Source organism: Streptomyces sp. NBC_00076 (genome assembly GCF_045041235.1).
Taxonomy (GTDB): domain Bacteria; phylum Actinomycetota; class Actinomycetes; order Streptomycetales; family Streptomycetaceae; genus Streptomyces.
In genome coordinates this window covers 4,370,175-4,385,592 of the sequence record NZ_CP108242.1, presented here as the reverse complement: position 1 = coordinate 4,385,592, position 15,418 = coordinate 4,370,175, and the positions used below count along the sequence as shown (strand labels likewise).

General features: G+C 71.0%; 17 protein-coding genes. 6 read left to right on the top strand and 11 right to left on the bottom strand.

Features of this window, described 5'->3' with window-relative positions:
- Positions 1-146: 146 nt before the first annotated feature.
- Positions 147-1,040, top strand: coding sequence for a Bax inhibitor-1/YccA family protein (locus tag OHA64_RS19775; RefSeq protein ID WP_405614788.1), 894 nt, complete (start codon positions 147-149; stop codon positions 1,038-1,040).
- A gap of 97 nt (positions 1,041-1,137) precedes the next feature.
- Here the strand turns inward: OHA64_RS19775 and OHA64_RS19770 are convergent, their stop codons facing one another.
- Complete coding sequence (locus tag OHA64_RS19770) at positions 1,138-1,368, bottom strand: DUF4287 domain-containing protein (RefSeq protein ID WP_067433987.1); 231 nt, start codon at positions 1,366-1,368, stop codon at positions 1,138-1,140.
- Between the two features lie 104 nt (positions 1,369-1,472).
- Here OHA64_RS19770 and OHA64_RS19765 point away from each other — a divergent pair, with 104 nt between their 5' ends.
- A complete protein-coding gene (locus tag OHA64_RS19765; protein ID WP_405614785.1) occupies positions 1,473-1,784 on the top strand; it encodes a hypothetical protein in 312 nt (103 codons plus the stop codon).
- Between the two features lie 36 nt (positions 1,785-1,820).
- Here the strand turns inward: OHA64_RS19765 and OHA64_RS19760 are convergent, their stop codons facing one another.
- The 3 genes from OHA64_RS19760 to OHA64_RS19750 all read right to left on the bottom strand — a co-directional run bounded on the left by OHA64_RS19760 (position 1,821) and on the right by OHA64_RS19750 (position 5,397).
- On the bottom strand, positions 1,821-2,624 hold the full coding sequence (locus OHA64_RS19760; protein WP_405624029.1) for a hypothetical protein: 804 nt from the start codon (positions 2,622-2,624) through the stop codon (positions 1,821-1,823).
- A 315-nt stretch (positions 2,625-2,939) separates the two neighbouring features.
- Positions 2,940-4,160 (bottom strand): acetyl-CoA C-acetyltransferase, encoded by a 1,221-nt coding sequence (locus OHA64_RS19755; protein WP_405614783.1) that lies wholly within the window; start codon positions 4,158-4,160, stop codon positions 2,940-2,942.
- A gap of 211 nt (positions 4,161-4,371) precedes the next feature.
- A complete protein-coding gene (locus OHA64_RS19750; RefSeq protein WP_405614781.1) occupies positions 4,372-5,397 on the bottom strand; it encodes an SGNH/GDSL hydrolase family protein in 1,026 nt (341 codons plus the stop codon).
- Between the two features lie 162 nt (positions 5,398-5,559).
- On the opposite strand from OHA64_RS19750, the gene OHA64_RS19745 reads away from it, so the two are divergent.
- Positions 5,560-6,948 carry a cystathionine beta-synthase gene (locus OHA64_RS19745; RefSeq protein WP_405614779.1) on the top strand — a complete coding sequence of 463 codons (1,389 nt, stop codon included), beginning with the start codon at positions 5,560-5,562 and terminating at the stop codon, positions 6,946-6,948.
- 399 nt (positions 6,949-7,347) lie between these two features.
- On the opposite strand, the gene OHA64_RS19740 is transcribed toward OHA64_RS19745, so the two are convergent.
- From OHA64_RS19740 to OHA64_RS19720, 5 genes are all read right to left on the bottom strand, one after another.
- The gene (locus OHA64_RS19740; RefSeq protein WP_405614777.1) at positions 7,348-7,785 is read right to left on the bottom strand and encodes a hypothetical protein; all 438 of its coding nucleotides are present in this window, start codon (positions 7,783-7,785) and stop codon (positions 7,348-7,350) included.
- 103 nt (positions 7,786-7,888) lie between these two features.
- Complete coding sequence (locus tag OHA64_RS19735; RefSeq protein ID WP_405614775.1) at positions 7,889-8,824, bottom strand: ABC transporter substrate-binding protein; 936 nt, start codon at positions 8,822-8,824, stop codon at positions 7,889-7,891.
- A gap of 13 nt (positions 8,825-8,837) precedes the next feature.
- Positions 8,838-9,500: an ABC transporter permease gene (locus OHA64_RS19730; protein ID WP_405614773.1), complete on the bottom strand. Its 663-nt coding sequence runs from the start codon at positions 9,498-9,500 to the stop codon at positions 8,838-8,840.
- Positions 9,500-10,141, bottom strand: a complete 642-nt coding sequence (locus OHA64_RS19725) for an ABC transporter permease (RefSeq protein ID WP_405614771.1) — start codon at positions 10,139-10,141, stop codon at positions 9,500-9,502. The genes OHA64_RS19730 and OHA64_RS19725 overlap by 1 nt, the downstream gene beginning before the upstream one ends.
- The gene (locus OHA64_RS19720) at positions 10,138-11,196 is read right to left on the bottom strand and encodes an ABC transporter ATP-binding protein (protein ID WP_405614769.1); all 1,059 of its coding nucleotides are present in this window, start codon (positions 11,194-11,196) and stop codon (positions 10,138-10,140) included. The genes OHA64_RS19725 and OHA64_RS19720 overlap by 4 nt, the downstream gene beginning before the upstream one ends.
- A 142-nt stretch (positions 11,197-11,338) precedes the next feature.
- On the opposite strand from OHA64_RS19720, the gene OHA64_RS19715 reads away from it, so the two are divergent.
- From OHA64_RS19715 to OHA64_RS19705, 3 genes are all read left to right on the top strand, one after another.
- Positions 11,339-12,847, top strand: a complete 1,509-nt coding sequence (locus OHA64_RS19715) for an aromatic amino acid ammonia-lyase (protein ID WP_405614767.1) — start codon at positions 11,339-11,341, stop codon at positions 12,845-12,847.
- On the top strand, positions 12,844-13,746 hold the full coding sequence (locus tag OHA64_RS19710) for a MurR/RpiR family transcriptional regulator (RefSeq protein ID WP_405614765.1): 903 nt from the start codon (positions 12,844-12,846) through the stop codon (positions 13,744-13,746). Before OHA64_RS19715 ends, OHA64_RS19710 begins: the two co-directional genes overlap by 4 nt.
- An 84-nt stretch (positions 13,747-13,830) precedes the next feature.
- Positions 13,831-14,415, top strand: coding sequence for a hypothetical protein (locus tag OHA64_RS19705; protein ID WP_405614763.1), 585 nt, complete (start codon positions 13,831-13,833; stop codon positions 14,413-14,415).
- Positions 14,416-14,462: 47 nt separating this feature from the next.
- Here OHA64_RS19705 and OHA64_RS19700 read toward each other — a convergent pair whose 3' ends face one another.
- Positions 14,463-14,837 (bottom strand): hypothetical protein, encoded by a 375-nt coding sequence (locus OHA64_RS19700; RefSeq protein ID WP_405614761.1) that lies wholly within the window; start codon positions 14,835-14,837, stop codon positions 14,463-14,465.
- 9 nt (positions 14,838-14,846) lie between these two features.
- Positions 14,847-15,377: a roadblock/LC7 domain-containing protein gene (locus tag OHA64_RS19695; protein ID WP_405614759.1), complete on the bottom strand. Its 531-nt coding sequence runs from the start codon at positions 15,375-15,377 to the stop codon at positions 14,847-14,849.
- Between the last annotated feature and the right edge of the window lie 41 nt (positions 15,378-15,418).

Below are 15,418 nucleotides of genomic sequence, written 5' to 3'. Positions count from 1 at the left end.
ACCCGGCCGTGGCGGGAATCACCCGTTCGCGTAGCGTGTTGCCGACCACGACAAGGGAAAGATCCTCCCCAAGCACTAGGGGCATTCCTTTGCCTACCTATTACTCTTGAGCCAAGGCCCACACACGGCGGCCATGGAGGAGTGAAATGAGGAGCAGCAACCCGGTCTTCTCGCGACGGGGGTTCAGCCGCGACAACGGCTACGCGGGCTTCAACACCGCGCCGCAGGCCGGGGGCGCAGCCGTAGGCACGCAGGGCAACCCGTATGCCCAGCCACAGGCCGGCAACCCGTACGCCCAGAACCCGTACGCACAGCAGGACCTGCAGCAGGGCGCACCGCCGCAGGCTCCGGCCACCGGCAGGATGACGATCGACGACGTCGTCCTGCGCACCGGCAGCACGCTCGGCGTCCTGATCGTCACGGCCGCGCTCGCCTGGGCGCTGCTGCCCATCGACGACGCGAACATCGGCCGGTCGTACGGCATCGGCATCGGCGCCGCGCTCATCGGCATGGTGCTCGCCTTCGTCCAGTCCTTCAAGCGCAAGGCCTCGCCCGCGCTGATCCTGACGTACGCCGCCTTCGAGGGCGTCTTCCTCGGCGTTCTGTCCAACATCGTCGACAACCGCATCGCCGACGGTGCGGCCATGCAGGCGGTGATCGGCACCATGGCGGTCTTCGCCGGGGTGCTGGTGGCGTACAAGGCGGGCTGGATCCGCGTCAACCGCCGGTTCTACGGCTTCGTGATGGCGGCCGCGCTCGGCTTCGTCCTGCTGATGATGGTGAACCTGCTGTTCGCCGTCTTCGGCGGCGGTGACGGCCTCGGCTTCCGCAGCGGCCCGCTCGGCGTGGTCTTCGGTGTCGTCGGCATCCTGCTCGGTGCCTGCTTCCTGGCCCTGGACTTCAAGCAGGTCGAGGACGGCATCGCGTACGGCGCGCCGCGCGAGGAGGCGTGGCTGGCGGCCTTCGGTCTGACGATGACGCTGGTGTGGATCTACATGGAGTTCCTGAGGATCATCGCGATCCTCAACAGCAGCGACTGACGTACGCCGCTCGCGCGGCAACGTGAAGCGGCAGACATGAAGCGGCAGACGTGAAAGGGCCCCGGGTTTCTCCCGGGGCCCTTGTCGTTGTGCGCGCCTAAAGGAGTTTGCGCGCCGCCCTCCTCAGGTCGTACTCGTGGACGATCGCCTTCGCGTGGCCGTACGCGAGGTTGTGTTCGTGGCGGAGCCAGCTGACCTTTTCCTCGAAGCGGAAGAGGGCCGGACCGTCTTCGACGGTGCGGAGCCAGTCGGAGACTTCACGACCGGTGCAGTGGGGGATGCGGGCGAGCATGTTGCGGTGGGTCTCCTCGGAGAGGACGTGGGACATCGGCGCCTCCGGACGCAAAGGGGATGTAAGCCGGTCCTTCAGGTCACGGTGCCTGAGGGTTCGCCCGTTGGCAACAGTCTCGGTACGGCGCGTACGCTCACGGCGTGGTGGATACGACGCGCCTGACGCAAGCCGTGGATCACTTTGCCGACCGGTTGAGGGCGGCGCCGCAGAGTCGGCTGCAGCGGAGCGCAGCCGCCGAGGCCCTGGGACTGGCCAGGGAGATGGCCCGGTGGGCACAGACCGTGGAGGCGCCCGGAGTGGAGCCTCGGGTGATGCCGGACGCCGGGATGTTCGCCGCCGCCGACCAGATCACCGTGGCCGTGCACGACTTGGCCCTCGTGCTGGAGGACGAGGGCCAAGTCGATGACGCTGTGCGGTTGGTGGAGGATGCGCAGAAGAGGGCGGGGGTCTAGGGGCGGGGGCACAGGGCGCACCCATCCCTCCGGGTTCTAGAGCGAGGCTATGACCCGGTCCGCCAGGATGTAGACGTTCTCCTCGCCGCACGCGAAGGTCAGGGTGTACGCGCCCGAGATCCCCGAGCCGCCCAGCAGTACGGGCGTCTCGCCGGCGCGCAGGGCCGACGCCAGATGTTCCGCGGTTTCGCGGTGGCCCGGGGTCATGCAGAGGGTGGTGCCGTCGGCGAAGACGTAGACGTCGAGGGTGCCGAGGGGGCCGGGACGGACGTCGGTCAGCTCGGTGGCGGTGGCGGCCAGCTCCTCCAACGTGGCCACCGTTCGCTCGTGGTCGTTGACCACGGGCGACGCCACGGGAACGAAGTCCGGGTGGGAGGGGTGGCGGCGGCGGGCCGCGGCCAGCTCCGGCGAGTCTCCCCCGGAGGAGGAGCTCCCGGCGAACTCGTCGGTGTCGGCGCCGGGCTCGGCGACGGGCTCCAGGGGCTCCAGGCCCACGAAATCGGTCTGCCGGGGCAGGAACAGCTCGCTGTCGGGCAGGCCCAGCAGTGAGGAGGGCGCGTCGGTGGCGTCACGTGCCTCCTGGGCGGCCCAGAAGGCGCGCGCCTCGGCGAGCTCACGCTCACGTTCCTCTGCGAGGGCCTCGGCCACGGCGGCGCGTATCTCGTCGACATCGGCGGCGGGCCGGGCGGCGGGCACGAAGCCCCGCGTCGCCGTGGCGTTGCTCTTGGCGATCTCGGTGTGCAGGGCGGCGACCTGTCGGCGCAGCACCATGAGGGTGCGCAGGACGGCGACGCCCACGGCGCCGGTGGCGACCGTGGTGACCAACAAAGCGATCGGCATGGCGCTCACTGACGTACTCCCGGTTCCAAAGTCGACCCCGACTTCCTACATCAGCTTGAAGGGCGGACTAACCCGCTGTCAGTGCGTAACGTCACGAAACGGACAGGACTTTGGGCTCGGGGCTTACTGCTGAAGTACTGCTGACCTGCGCGAATCCCGGTCCGAGCGAGATAGGTCACATCCTGGGGGAAATTGGATCACAAATCGGCCCAGAACCTTGGAGTTTCCCGGGTTCCGGGCCGAAGTGTGACGCTGGGTTCCCTTACGGATACGGGGGGTTGGGGATCCGGGAGCTCCGGGAGCCCCGAGGGCTCGTCAGCTGAGGCGCTCGATGACCATCGCCATGCCCTGCCCGCCGCCGACGCACATCGTCTCCAGGCCGAACTGCTTGTCGTGGAACTGGAGGGAGTTGATGAGCGTGCCGGTGATGCGGGCGCCCGTCATGCCGAAGGGGTGGCCCACGGCGATGGCGCCGCCGTTGACGTTCAGCTTGTCGGGGTCGATGCCGAGGTCGCGGTAGGAGGGGATCACCTGGGCGGCGAACGCCTCGTTGATCTCGACCAGGTCGATGTCGTCGATACCGAGGCCGGCCCGGCGCAGGGCCTGCTGGGACGCCTCGACCGGGCCGAGGCCCATGATCTCGGGGGAGAGGCCGGAGACGCCGGTCGACACGATGCGGGCGAGCGGGGTCAGGCCGAGCTCGCGGGCCTTGGTGTCGCTCATGATGACGAGCGCGGCGGCGCCGTCGTTGAGCGGACAGCAGTTGGCGGCGGTGACCATGCCGTCGGGGCGGAAGACCGGCTTGAGGCCCTGGACGCCCTCCAGGGTGACGCCGGCGCGCGGGCCGTCGTCCTTGGAGACGACCGTGCCGTCGGGGAGGGTGACCGGGGTGATCTCGCGCTCCCAGAAGCCGTTCTTGATGGCTTCCTCGGCGAGGTTCTGGGAGCGGACGCCGAACTCGTCCATGTCCTGGCGGGTCACGCCCTTCGAGCGGGCGAGGTTCTCGGCGGTCTGGCCCATCGCGATGTAGGCGTCCGGGACGAGGCCGTCCTCGCGCGGGTCGTGCCAGGTCGTGCCCTCCTGCTCCGCGACGGCGGCGGTGCGGGCCTCGGCCTCGGCGAAGAAGGGGTTGTGCGTGTCCGGGAGGCTGTCGGAGTTGCCCTTGGCGAAGCGGGAGACCATCTCGACGCCGGCCGAGATGAAGACGTCGCCCTCGCCGGCCTTGATGGCGTGCAGGGCCATGCGGCTCGTCTGGAGCGAGGAGGAGCAGTAGCGGGTGATCGTGCAGCCGGGGAGGTGGTCCATCCCCATCTGTACGGCCACGATCCGTCCGAGGTTGTTGCCCTGCTCGCCGCCGGGCAGACCGCAGCCGAGCATCAGGTCGTCGATGTCCCGGGGGTCGAGCTCCGGGACCTTGGCGAGGGCGGCCTGGATGATCGTGGCGGTGATGTCGTCCGGGCGCAGGTCCTTGAGGGAGCCCTTGAAGGCGCGGCCGATGGGGGAGCGGGCGGTCGAGACGATCACGGCTTCGGGCATGACGGCTCCATTGGCGACGGGGGTGGGGCTGACTGGGAAGTTACCCGTACGTATGGGCTTGGTCACGGGTATCGCGGTGTGACACTTGCCGCAGTTTCTAAGCGCTTGCTTTTGTGGGGCGTGGACGCAGGAATGCGGATGGAACCGGGGGCGCGGTCTCGGAGCCCCCGGCCCCAACGGCCTCCGTGCCCAGTCTCCCTCCGGCCGCAGCTCAGGGCGACGGGGTGACGGGGGTCGGTTCCGTCACCGGCACCCTCCGGCGCCTGCGCCTCTTCAGGAGGGCCCATGGGCCCCTCGGGCCGCTCGGCACCGCGGCCGCGACCTCGGTGCCCGCCTCGGACGCGGCCTCCGCCGCCGCTCGTGCCACCGGAAGGAAGCCCTCGTGGCGGGAGACGTCCGGGCGCTCCTCCTCCGCAGGCCACAGGCCCAGGGCCGCGCAGACCGTCGGCAGGACCGCCATCGCGGCCGTGGCGTAGCCCTCCGCGGAGGGGTGGTAGTTGTCGGGGCCGAACAGCTCCCGCGGGTTCGCCGCGAACTCCGGGCCGAGCAGATCGCCCAGTGACACCGTACGGCCGCCCTGCTCGACCACTCCGATCGTCTGGGCCGCCGCCAGCTGCCGGGAGGCGCGGCGGGCCAGCCAGCGCAACGGCTGCTGCACCGGCTCGATCGTGCCGAGGTCGGGACAGGTGCCGACCACCACCTCCGCGCCGGCCGTACGCAGCCGTCGTACCGCTGTCGACAGATGACGCACCGAGCGGGTCGCGGGCATCCGGTGGGTGACGTCGTTCGCGCCGATCATGATCACGCAGATGTCCGGCACCCGCCCCGGATCCCCCAGGATCAGGGCCACTTGGCGGTCGAGGTCGTCGGAGCGGGCCCCGGGCAGAGCGACGTTACGGAACTCCACCGGGCGTTCCGCCACCGCGGCCAGTCCCGACGCGAGCAGCGCGCCCGGTGTCTGCGCGGCCCGGTGGACGCCCTGGCCCGCGGCCGTGGAGTCGCCCAGCATCACCAGGCGCAGGGCCGGTTCGTCGGGGGTGGCGTAGACATGGCCGTAGCGGCCCTCCGCCTGCGGGACATGCGGCGTCGTGCCGTTGCCCACCTGTCGCTTGGCCAGCCGTACCTCCGCCAGCAGCAGCCCCATGGCCGCCGCGCCGGCCAGACCGATCCCGCCGCCGCCGTACGCGGCACCGGCCGCGATCCGCCGGGCCACCCTCGCCCTCGACATCCTCGTCATGCGTCGCCGCCACCTCCTCGTATCCGTACATCCACTCCTTGCCCCGTACGGACCGTCGCCCAATCTCAACGGGCAGTGAACGGCAGCCACGGATCGTGCGGAAGCCATAGGCTGGCTTCACCCATCACGACCACTTCTTTTTGCAAGCATCCGGAGACAACGGTGCAATTCCACGACTCGATGATCAGCCTCGTCGGCAACACCCCGCTGCTGAGGCTCAACAGCGTGACCAAGGGCATTCGGGCAACCGTCCTGGCCAAGGTGGAGTACTTCAACCCGGGCGGTTCCGTGAAGGACCGCATCGCCCTGCGGATGATCGAGGCCGCGGAGGAGAGCGGGGCGCTCAAGCCCGGCGGCACGATCGTCGAGCCGACCAGCGGTAACACCGGTGTCGGGCTCGCCATCGTGGCGCAGCAGAAGGGGTACAAGTGCATCTTCGTGTGCCCCGACAAGGTGAGCACCGACAAGATCAACGTGCTGCGGGCGTACGGCGCCGAGGTGGTCGTGTGTCCGACCGCGGTGGACCCGGAGCACCCCGACTCGTACTACAACGTCTCCGACCGGCTGGTCCGCGAGACGCCCGGAGCCTGGAAGCCCGACCAGTACTCCAACCCCAACAACCCGCTCTCCCATTACCACTCGACCGGTCCTGAGCTGTGGGAGCAGACGGAGGGCAGGATCACCCACTTCGTCGCGGGCGTGGGGACCGGCGGCACCATCTCCGGTACCGGCCGCTACCTGAAGGACATCAGCGACGGGAAGGTGAACGTCGTCGGCGCCGACCCCGAGGGCTCCGTGTACTCGGGCGGCTCCGGGCGGCCGTATCTCGTCGAGGGTGTCGGTGAGGACTTCTGGCCCACCGCCTACGACCGGACCGTCGCCGACGAGATCGTGCCGGTGTCCGACAAGGACTCCTTCCAGATGACCCGGCGGCTCGCGAAGGAGGAGGGGCTGCTGGTCGGCGGCTCCTGCGGAATGGCCGTGGTCGCGGCGCTGCGGGTGGCCGAGCGGCTCGGGCCCGACGACGTCGTGGTGGTGCTGCTGCCCGACAGCGGGCGCGGCTACCTCAGCAAGATCTTCAACGACGAGTGGATGGCCGACTACGGCTTCCTCGAGGACGAGGGTCCCAGCGCCCGCGTCGCCGACGTCCTCAACGACAAGGTGCACGGCGCCATCCCGTCCCTCGTCCACATGCACCCGGACGAGACCGTCGGCGAGGCGATCGAGGTGCTGCGCGAGTACGGCGTCTCGCAGATGCCGATCGTCAAGCCCGGCGCCGGTCACCCGGACGTCATGGCCGCGGAGGTCGTCGGCTCGGTCGTGGAGCGGGAGCTGCTCAACGCCCTGTTCACCCAGCGCGCCTCGCTGGAGGACCCGCTGGAGAAGCACATGTCGCCGCCGCTGCCCCAGGTCGGATCCGGCGAGCCGGTCGGGGACCTGATGTCCGTGCTCGGCACGGCGGACGCGGCGATCGTCCTCGTCGAGGGCAAGCCGACCGGAGTGGTCAGCCGTCAGGATCTGCTGGCCTTCCTCGCCAAGGGCGGGAAGTGACGGCAAACCTGCGGTGAACTGCCGGTGTCGGTGGCGAACTTGCGGTTCGCCCACCCCATCGGTGGACTTCGCAGAAGTGGTACGAGCGTGTCACGTCCTCGCAGCACACGCTTAACACGGGTCCGGCACATTAGTGGATGTCGGCAGGGCGGGAGCGGCTCCCCGCCCAGCCGGCACCGAAACGGCGTCACGGACCTCCGGAGCGGCTCCCGGACCTCCACAGACGCCTAGGACGCGCAAGCCAGGCCTGACCCGGCCCGCGTCCCCCGCGGGGACCGCCGTCGTCCCGCCCCCCGTACAGGGGGTGCGGCGGTCCCCGCGCACAAACTTCTCGGGATCAGCGATCCCCGCCCCGCGAGCTCCGTTACGCGCTCCGCGCGCGTGAACGGGCGCCGGTAGTCAGTCCTTCCAGTCGCTGTCCTCCGTGTCCTTGCGGCGGCGGCCCCGGAAGAGGTCCGGGTTGACGCGGGCGGCCTGGAAGGCGTTGACGCCCACGATGCCGGCCCAGGCGACCAGCAGGCCGGGGAGGTCGGAGATACCGCCGGCGATCGCGGACAGCGGGACCGCCAGGACCAGCGAGACGATGCCGAAGCCGTAGCGCTCGCCCCAGGAGTCCGTGGTCTGCGGTGACCGGGAACCCCGCGCCACCACCATCTGCTGCTCGGCCATCTGCCGGCGCACCCGGCGCTCCACGGCGCCGTCGATGCGCTGGTCGACCTTCTCCAGGAACGAGTCGACCAGCGCGGACTCGTACTCCTCGCCCAGCTCCCTGCGGGCCTGCAGGGTGGCGTCGAGTTCCTTCTTCAGCTCGGTGTCCCGCGCGTCAATTCCGCTCATGTGACCCACCGTAAGGAGCCCGCGCGCCCGCCGCACTGGGGTTAGCCCCCCTGTTGGAATGGGGGCGCGCCGGTCGGGTGCGCCGGGCGTCTTCGGGGGCCGGCTACTTCGCCAGCCCGTGCTGCTTCGCGTACGCGTTCGCCACGTCCTCCGGGTCCTTCTTGTCCTTGTCCACCTGGCGGTTGAGCTCGGTGAGCTGCGCGGTGGTGAGGACGTTGCCGAGGCGGGCGAGGGCCTTGCGGACCGTGGAGTCGGCCTTGCGGTCGGCGATGAGCGGGACGATGTGCTGGCCGGGGATCAGGTTCTTCGGGTCGGACAGGACCACCCAGTCGTTGGCCTGGATGTCGGTGTCCGTGGTGAAGAGGTTCGCCACGTCCACGTCGCCCTTCTTCAGGGCCCCCTTGACCAGCGGGCCGGACGAGTCGAGGGACTTGAACTCCTTGAACTCCACCCCGTAGACGTCCTTCAGGCCGACCACGCCCACCTGGCGCTTCTTCACCTCGGGAGCGGCACCGACGACCAGCTTGCCGTTCTGTTTGCGCAGGTCGGCGAGGGAGGCCAGGCCGTACTTCCGGGCGGTCTCGCGGGTGACGACGAAGGCGTCCGAGTCCTCGGCCATGCCGTACGGAAGCACCTGGAGGCCGGCCGGGAGGGCGATGGCGAGGGCGTTCTGCATCGCGCCCTCCTCGGTCGCCGTCGCCTTCGGATCCAGGTAGTGCAGGAGGGCGCCCTGGTACTCGGGGAGGAGGTCGATGTCGCCGCCCTTGAGCGCGGGGATCAGGATCTCGCGGGTGCCCAGGTTCGGGCGGACGGTGGTCTGCACGCCGGCTGTCCCGAGGACGGCCGCGTACAGGTAGCCCAGGACCTGGTTCTCCGTGAAGTTGGCGGTGCCGATGGTGACCCCGCCCTTGCTGGAGCCGCCGCCACCGGAGGTGGTGCCCTGGCTGTCGAGGGAGGTGATGCCGCTGGAGCAGGCGGAGAGGGCGGGGACGGTGACGGCCGCTCCTGCGAGCGCGCCGAGGAGAGTACGACGGTTCATTTCGTTGGGATCCCTAGGCGATGCGGTGGCGGAAGAGGAAGCGCTGGAGGCCGCTGAGGGCCAGGTCCAGGACGACGGCGACCGCGGCTACCAGCACCGCGCCGCCGAGTACCTGGACCAGGTCGCGCTGGGCGAGGCCGTCGAAGACATAGCGGCCCAGGCCCCCGAAGGAGACGTAGGCGGCGATCGTGGCGGTGGCCACCACCTGGATGAGCGCGAGGCGCAGGCCCGTCATGATCAGCGGGAGGGCGAGGGGGAGTTCCACCTGGAGGAGGACCTGGTGGGCGCGCATCCCCTGGCCGCGCGCGGCGTCCTTCACGTCCGGGTCGACGGCGGTCATCCCGGCGTAGGTGTTGGTGACGATCGCCGGGACCGCGAGGGCGACCAGGGCGACGTACACCGGCAGCATCGACAGGCCGCCGGCCAGGAAGACCAGGACGACCAGGCCGACGGTCGGCAGGGCGCGGCCGAAGGACGCGAGGTTGATGGCGAGGAACGCGCCCCTGCCGGTGTGGCCGATCAGCAGGCCCAGCGGCAGTCCGATGGCGGTCGCGATGAGCGTGGCCAGGAGCGAGTACTGGAGGTGTTCGACGAGGCGGTGGGCGATGCCGTCCGAGCCGGACCACTGGGCGGCGCCGGTCAGCCAGGAGCCGAGGTTCTTGAAGAGTTCGTACATCAGGCTCGCCGCCTCTTCCACGGGGTGAGGACGTACTGGACCGCCACCAGGAGCGCGTCCGCCACCACCGCCAGCAACAGGGTCAGGACCACTCCCACGATCACCGGGGTCGGGTAGTTGCGCTGGAAGCCGTCGGTGAAGAGCTGGCCGAGGCCGCCGTCGCCGATGTAGGTGGCGACCGAGACCAGGGAGATCGACATGACGGTCGCGATCCGGACGCCCGCCATGATCACGGGGAGTGCCAGGGGGAGTTCGACGGTGAGGAGCGTGCGCAGCGGGCGGGTGCCCATCGCCTTCGCGGCCTCCTTCGTCCTCGCGGGGACCGAGTCGAGGCCCTCGACGGTGTTGCGGAGCAGGACGACCAGGGTGTAGATCGTCAGGCCGATGACGGTCGTTGTGCGGGTGAGGCCGCTGATCGGCAGCAGAAGCACGAAGACCGCGATCGACGGGATCGTGAACAGGACGTTCGACAGACCGAGCAGGAAGCCGCGCAGGGGGCGGACCCGGTGGGCCACCACGGCCAGGGGCAGGCTGATCAGCAGGCCGAGGAGGACGGCGGTCAGGGCCGCCTGGAGGTGGGAGAGGGTGAGGGTGGTGAGGTCGTCGGTGTGGCCGGATATCCACGACCAGTCGACGGTCATGCGGCCACGCCCTTCCCGGTGGGAGCTTCGGCGCGGGCTTCGGTGTGGGCCCGGCCCGCGTGGGCGTGGATGTCCTCGCGGGACGAGACGCCGGTGAGGACTCCGGCCGCGTCGACCCGGGCGATCAGACCGGTGGGGGAGGCGACCGACTCGTTGAGCGCGGACAGCAGGGAGTCGCCGTCCTTGAGCGCTCGTACGGGGAGGTCGGCGTCCTTCGACGTCCAGTGCAGCGGCTTGCGTGCCTCGTCGAGGGCCAGCGTCCAGGCGCCGCCCTCGGGCGCCGGGCCCTGCGGGACGTCCGCGAGGGTCTTCAGCGAGAGCAGCTTCAGGCCGCGCTCGGCGCCGAGGAAGTCGGCGACGAAGTCGTCGGCCGGGCGGGCGAGGAGTTCGGTGGGCGGGGCGCACTGGACGAGGTGGCCCCCGGTGCGGAAGATCGCGATGCGGTCGCCGAGCCGTACCGCCTCGTCGATGTCGTGCGTGACGAAGACGATGGTCTTGCTCAACTCCTTCTGCAAACGCAGCAGTTCGTCCTGGAGTTGGGTGCGCACCACCGGGTCGACCGCGCCGAACGGCTCGTCCATGAGCAGCACCGGAGGGTCGGCGGCGAGCGCGCGGGCGACACCGACGCGCTGCTGCTGCCCGCCGGAGAGCTGGTGCGGGTACCGCTTGCCGGCCTCCGCTGTGAGACCGACGGTCTCCAGCAGTTCGGCGGCGCGGGCCCTGGCCTTGCGGCGGCCGTGGCCCAGCAGCAGCGGCACCGTGGCGATGTTGTCGAGCACCGTGCGGTGCGGGAAGAGGCCCGACTGCTGGATGACGTACCCGATGGAGCGGCGCAGCTCGGCCGCGTCCTGCCGCTGGACGTCCTTGCCGCCGACCCGGATGGTGCCGGAGGTCGGTTCGACCATCCGGTTGACCATGCGCAGGGTGGTGGTCTTGCCGCAACCGGAGGATCCGACGAGGACCGTCACGCCGCCTTCCGGCATTTCCAGGGAGAGGTCGTGGACTGCTGTCGTGCCGTTGGGGAAGCGCTTGTGGACCGCGTCGAACTGGATCATGAGTTGTCCCTTGCCCGGCTGTATAACGTCATGCAGAGTTCTTGGTAGGTGAATAGGTTGTCAACGCCTCGGCGTTAATCCGAGGTAACAGATGACCGCGAAGCAAGATCAGCTGTCCTGTTTGAGAAGGGTTTGGGGTTCAATGTCGTCTCAGATCGTGGACCCGCCGCGGACTGCGGGCTCCGCTCTCGTCGTCCTCGACGGCGTCGGCCTCGGCGTCGGGGACGTCGTCCGGCTCGCCGACGGGACCGCGCGACCGGTTCCCGGGAGCGAGGCGACCCGGCGCGTCGAGGGGGCCTGGGACGCCGCCCGGCAGATCGCCGCCACCGGGCGCGTCTACGGCCGCTCCACCGGCGTCGGAGCGAACCGGAACGAGGACGTGCCCACCGAGGCGGCCACCGAACACGGCCTCAGGCTGCTGCGCAGTCACGCCGGGGCCATCGGCGAGGAACTGCCCGCCCGAGAGGTGCGCGCGATGCTCGCGGTGCGCGCCAACCAACTGCTGGCCGGCGGTGCGGGTCTCAGGCCCAGCGTCGTCACCGCCCTGTGCGAGGCGCTGGAGAGCGGGGCCCACCCGGTCGTGAACGAGTTCGGGTCCGTCGGCACCGGCGACATCGCCGCCCTCGCCCAGGCCGGCCTGGCGCTGGCCGGCGAACACCCCTGGCGGGGAACGGGCGCCCCCGAACCCCAGCCGCTCGACAACAACGACGCCCTCGCCTTCATCAGCAGCAACGCCCTCACCCTCGGCCAGTCCGCCCTCGCCCTGCACGAACTGCGCGGACTCCTGGAGGCCACCCAGATCGTCGGTGCCCTGTCCCTGCTCGCCGTCGACGGCTCGCACGAGGCCTACGCCGCCCCCGTGCACGCCGCCCGCCCGCACCGCGGCTCCAGCGAAGTCGCCCGCCGGATGCGGACGTTGATCGGCGCCGCCGACCGGCCCACCCCGCCGCTCGGCCGGCTCCAGGACCCGTACGGCTTCCGCTGCCTGCCCCAGGTTCACGGCCCGGCACACGACGCGGCCGACGCCCTGGAGGAGGTCCTCGCGATCGAGATCAACGCGGCCGCCGAGAACCCGCTGATCTGCCCGGAGGATCTGGCCGCCTACCACCACGGCGGCTTCTACCAGGCCCAACTCGCCCTCGCCCTGGACCACTTCAGGCTGGCGATGACCCAGGTGGCCCGGCTGTCGACGTCCCGGCTGGCGTCCCTGAACGAGCCCGCCTTCACCCGGCTGCGGCCCTTCCTCGCAGATCCGGAGCCCGCCTCCTCCGGCGTGATGATCCTGGAGTACGCCGCCGCCGCGGCCCTCGGCGACCTGCGGGCCTTCTCCGCGCCCGCCTCCCTCGGGCACGCTGTACTCTCCCGAGGCGTCGAGGAACAGGCCAGCTTCGCCTCGCTCGCCGCACGGCAGACACTGCGCGCGTGCGGTGCGTACCGGCTCGTCGTCGGCTGCGAACTCGTCGCCGCCGTACGGGCGCTGCGTCAGCGCGGCCTCGAGCCCGAGCCTGGGCTCGGGGTGGGCCACGCGCTGGAACTCGCCGAGTCGGTGCTCGACGAGGACCCGGCCGACCGGCCGCTCACGCACGACGTGACAGCGGCGGCCGCACTGCTCGACCGGTTCACGGACATCTGGAGGGGGAGCGACGCATGAGCGGGGACGGGAACGTGGCGGACGGAAGCGCGGGCACGGGCGTGCGAGGTGGCGGCGCGGCCGTGCCGGACAGCCCCGCCGCACGGTTGCAGGTCCTGTTCGAGGGACACCGGCTGACGCCCACCCAGCGGCGGATCGCGCACAGCATGGTGCGGCGCGCCTCCGACGTGCCGTTCCTGTCCAGCGTGGAGCTGGCGGAGCTGGCCGGGGTCAGCCAGCCGTCCGTCACCCGCTTCGCGGTCGCCCTCGGCTTCGACGGCTACCCGGCGCTGCGCAAGCACCTGCGCGAGGTCGCGCCCGCCGAACCGGCCGCGGACGCGGCCTCGTACAACGAGTACCAGCAGGCCGTCGAGGCCGAGATCGAGAACCTGCGGCTTCTCGCGGAGGTGCTGGCCGACCCGCGGCCGGTGCGGCGGGCGGGGCGGCTGCTCGCCTCCTCCCGCCCCCTGCCCGTACTCGGACTGCGTGCCGCGGCCTCGCAGTCGTACGGCTTCGCGTACTTCGCCGCCAAGGTCCATCCGGACGTACGGCTGCTCAACGAGGGCGGCACGATGATCCACGACCGGATCGACGCCGCCGTGCACGCGGGCGCCACCGCACTGCTGTGCTTCGCGCTGCCCCGGCACCCGCGCGAGGTCGTGGACACCCTCGCCTACGCCAAGGAGGCGGGGCTGACCGTGGTGACCGTCGCCGACTCCGCCTTCGCACCCGTCGCCAAGGTGTCCGACCTGCTGCTGCCGGCCGCCGTCGGCACCGGACTCGCCTTCGACACGGCATGCGCGCCGATGCTGCTGGGCCGGGTCCTGCTGGAGGCGATGTGCGACGACCTGCCCGAGGCGCAGGCCCGGCTCGAGGAGTTCGACGCGAAGGCGGCGGCGAAGGGGCTGTTCGTCGAGTGAGCGCGGGTCGCTCTCAGACTCGTCTCACCTTCGCCCGTTAATCTGCGCGACCAGAAATCGTGCTGGGCGACGAGGAGGCGGAGCGTGTCACGCGGAGGTCAGGGGCTGGCTCGGGTGGCTGTCGTCGTACGGGCCGGAGCCGCGCCCATGTGGTGGCTCGGGGTGTTCGCGGCGGGGATCGGTGTGCTGGTGCCCGGTGTCACGGGCCGGCGGATCGGGGTGATGGCCGGGGCGGCGCTGTTCGTCGTCGCGGTCGCGGTCGTGGCGTCCCACCGTCGTAAGCGGTACGTCGCTCTGGTCGGCTCGGCCGCCCGCGCGGCCAAGCACGATGTGCTCCAGGACCGTGCGGTGAGTGTGCGCAACTGGCGCCGGGGACACCGCTGGTGGCTGCTGCTCGGCTTCCTCGCCGCGCTGGGCAGCGCGTTCGCCGTGCCCGCCGCCGGGGGCATGCTGCTCGCCGGCTGCGGCACCGGGCTGCGGCTGAAGGCCGCCTGGCTCGGGCGGCGGGAACGCGACGAGGACGCGCTGCTGTGGGTGCGGGCCGACTGGCTCGCCGCGGACGGCGGACGCCCGGCCGGCAAGGCGGTCAGGGCGTACCGCAGCACGGGCATCGCGGCGGGCGACGCGGCCCCGGGTGGAGCCCGCCGCCGCACCGCGGCCCTCGTCTAGGACAGGCCCAGGACAGGCGCCCAGGACAGGGCCTGGGACCCGTCGCGTCAGACCTCCAGGTCCTCCTCGATCCGCTTCAGCTGGTGGCGGGCCATCGCCAGGTTGGCCCGCTTGGCGTCGAGGACCAGGTAGAGGAACAGGCCGTTGCCGCCCCGGCCGCTGATCAGGCGGATCAGGTGGTACTGGTCGGACAGTGTGATCAGGATGTCCTCGATCTGGGCCTTGAGCCCGAGGTGCTCCATGGTGCGCATCTTCGAGCGGACGACGTCGGTGTTGCCGGCGGCGGCGACATTGAGGTCGAAGCCCTTGCTGCCGCCCAAGGTGCCCAGCGCCATACCGCTGGTGTAGTCGACGAGCGCGACACCGGTGGCGCCCTCGATGGTGGCCAGCGCTTCTTTGAGTGTGGTTTCGGTGTTGGCCATGACGGTTCCTCAACTTTCGGTGGTGGTACGCGCCACCGTGGGTGCGGTGGGCGTTTCGGTGACCGGGTCACGTGTGGCGGCGGGCTTGGACCGGGAGGTACGGGTGGTCCTGGGCCGCGGTGTGGTGGTCCTGGCGGTCGTTTTCGCGGGGGGCTTGGGCGGGGGCGCCGGGGTGGCGTCGACCAGTTCTCCGATGCGGGCCCCGGCCCGGCGGCCCTCCAGATGGAGGCGGCCGACGTTGACGCGGTCCTGGGCGAGCAGGGTCAGCAGGCCGGTGCGGCCCGCCGCGTACGTGGCCACGTAGCCGTAGACCCCGCGGACGAGCAGTTCGCGGAAGTCGCCCTGGCCGGTCGCGTCTGTCAGCCGGCCGGCGAGGTCGTGGGCGGTGCCGGTGAGCGCGGCCATCGCCTGCGGGTCGACGCCGGGGGTGTCCTGGGCGAGGACGAGACCGTCGGCCCCGGCGGCCAGGGCACCGGTCAGCTGGGGCACGCGGGCTCTGAGCCGGTGCAACTCCTCCAGGATTTCGGCCTCCGCCGCCATCAGGTCTCTCCTCTCGGCGCGGGTCCGCTGCTGCTGCCGCT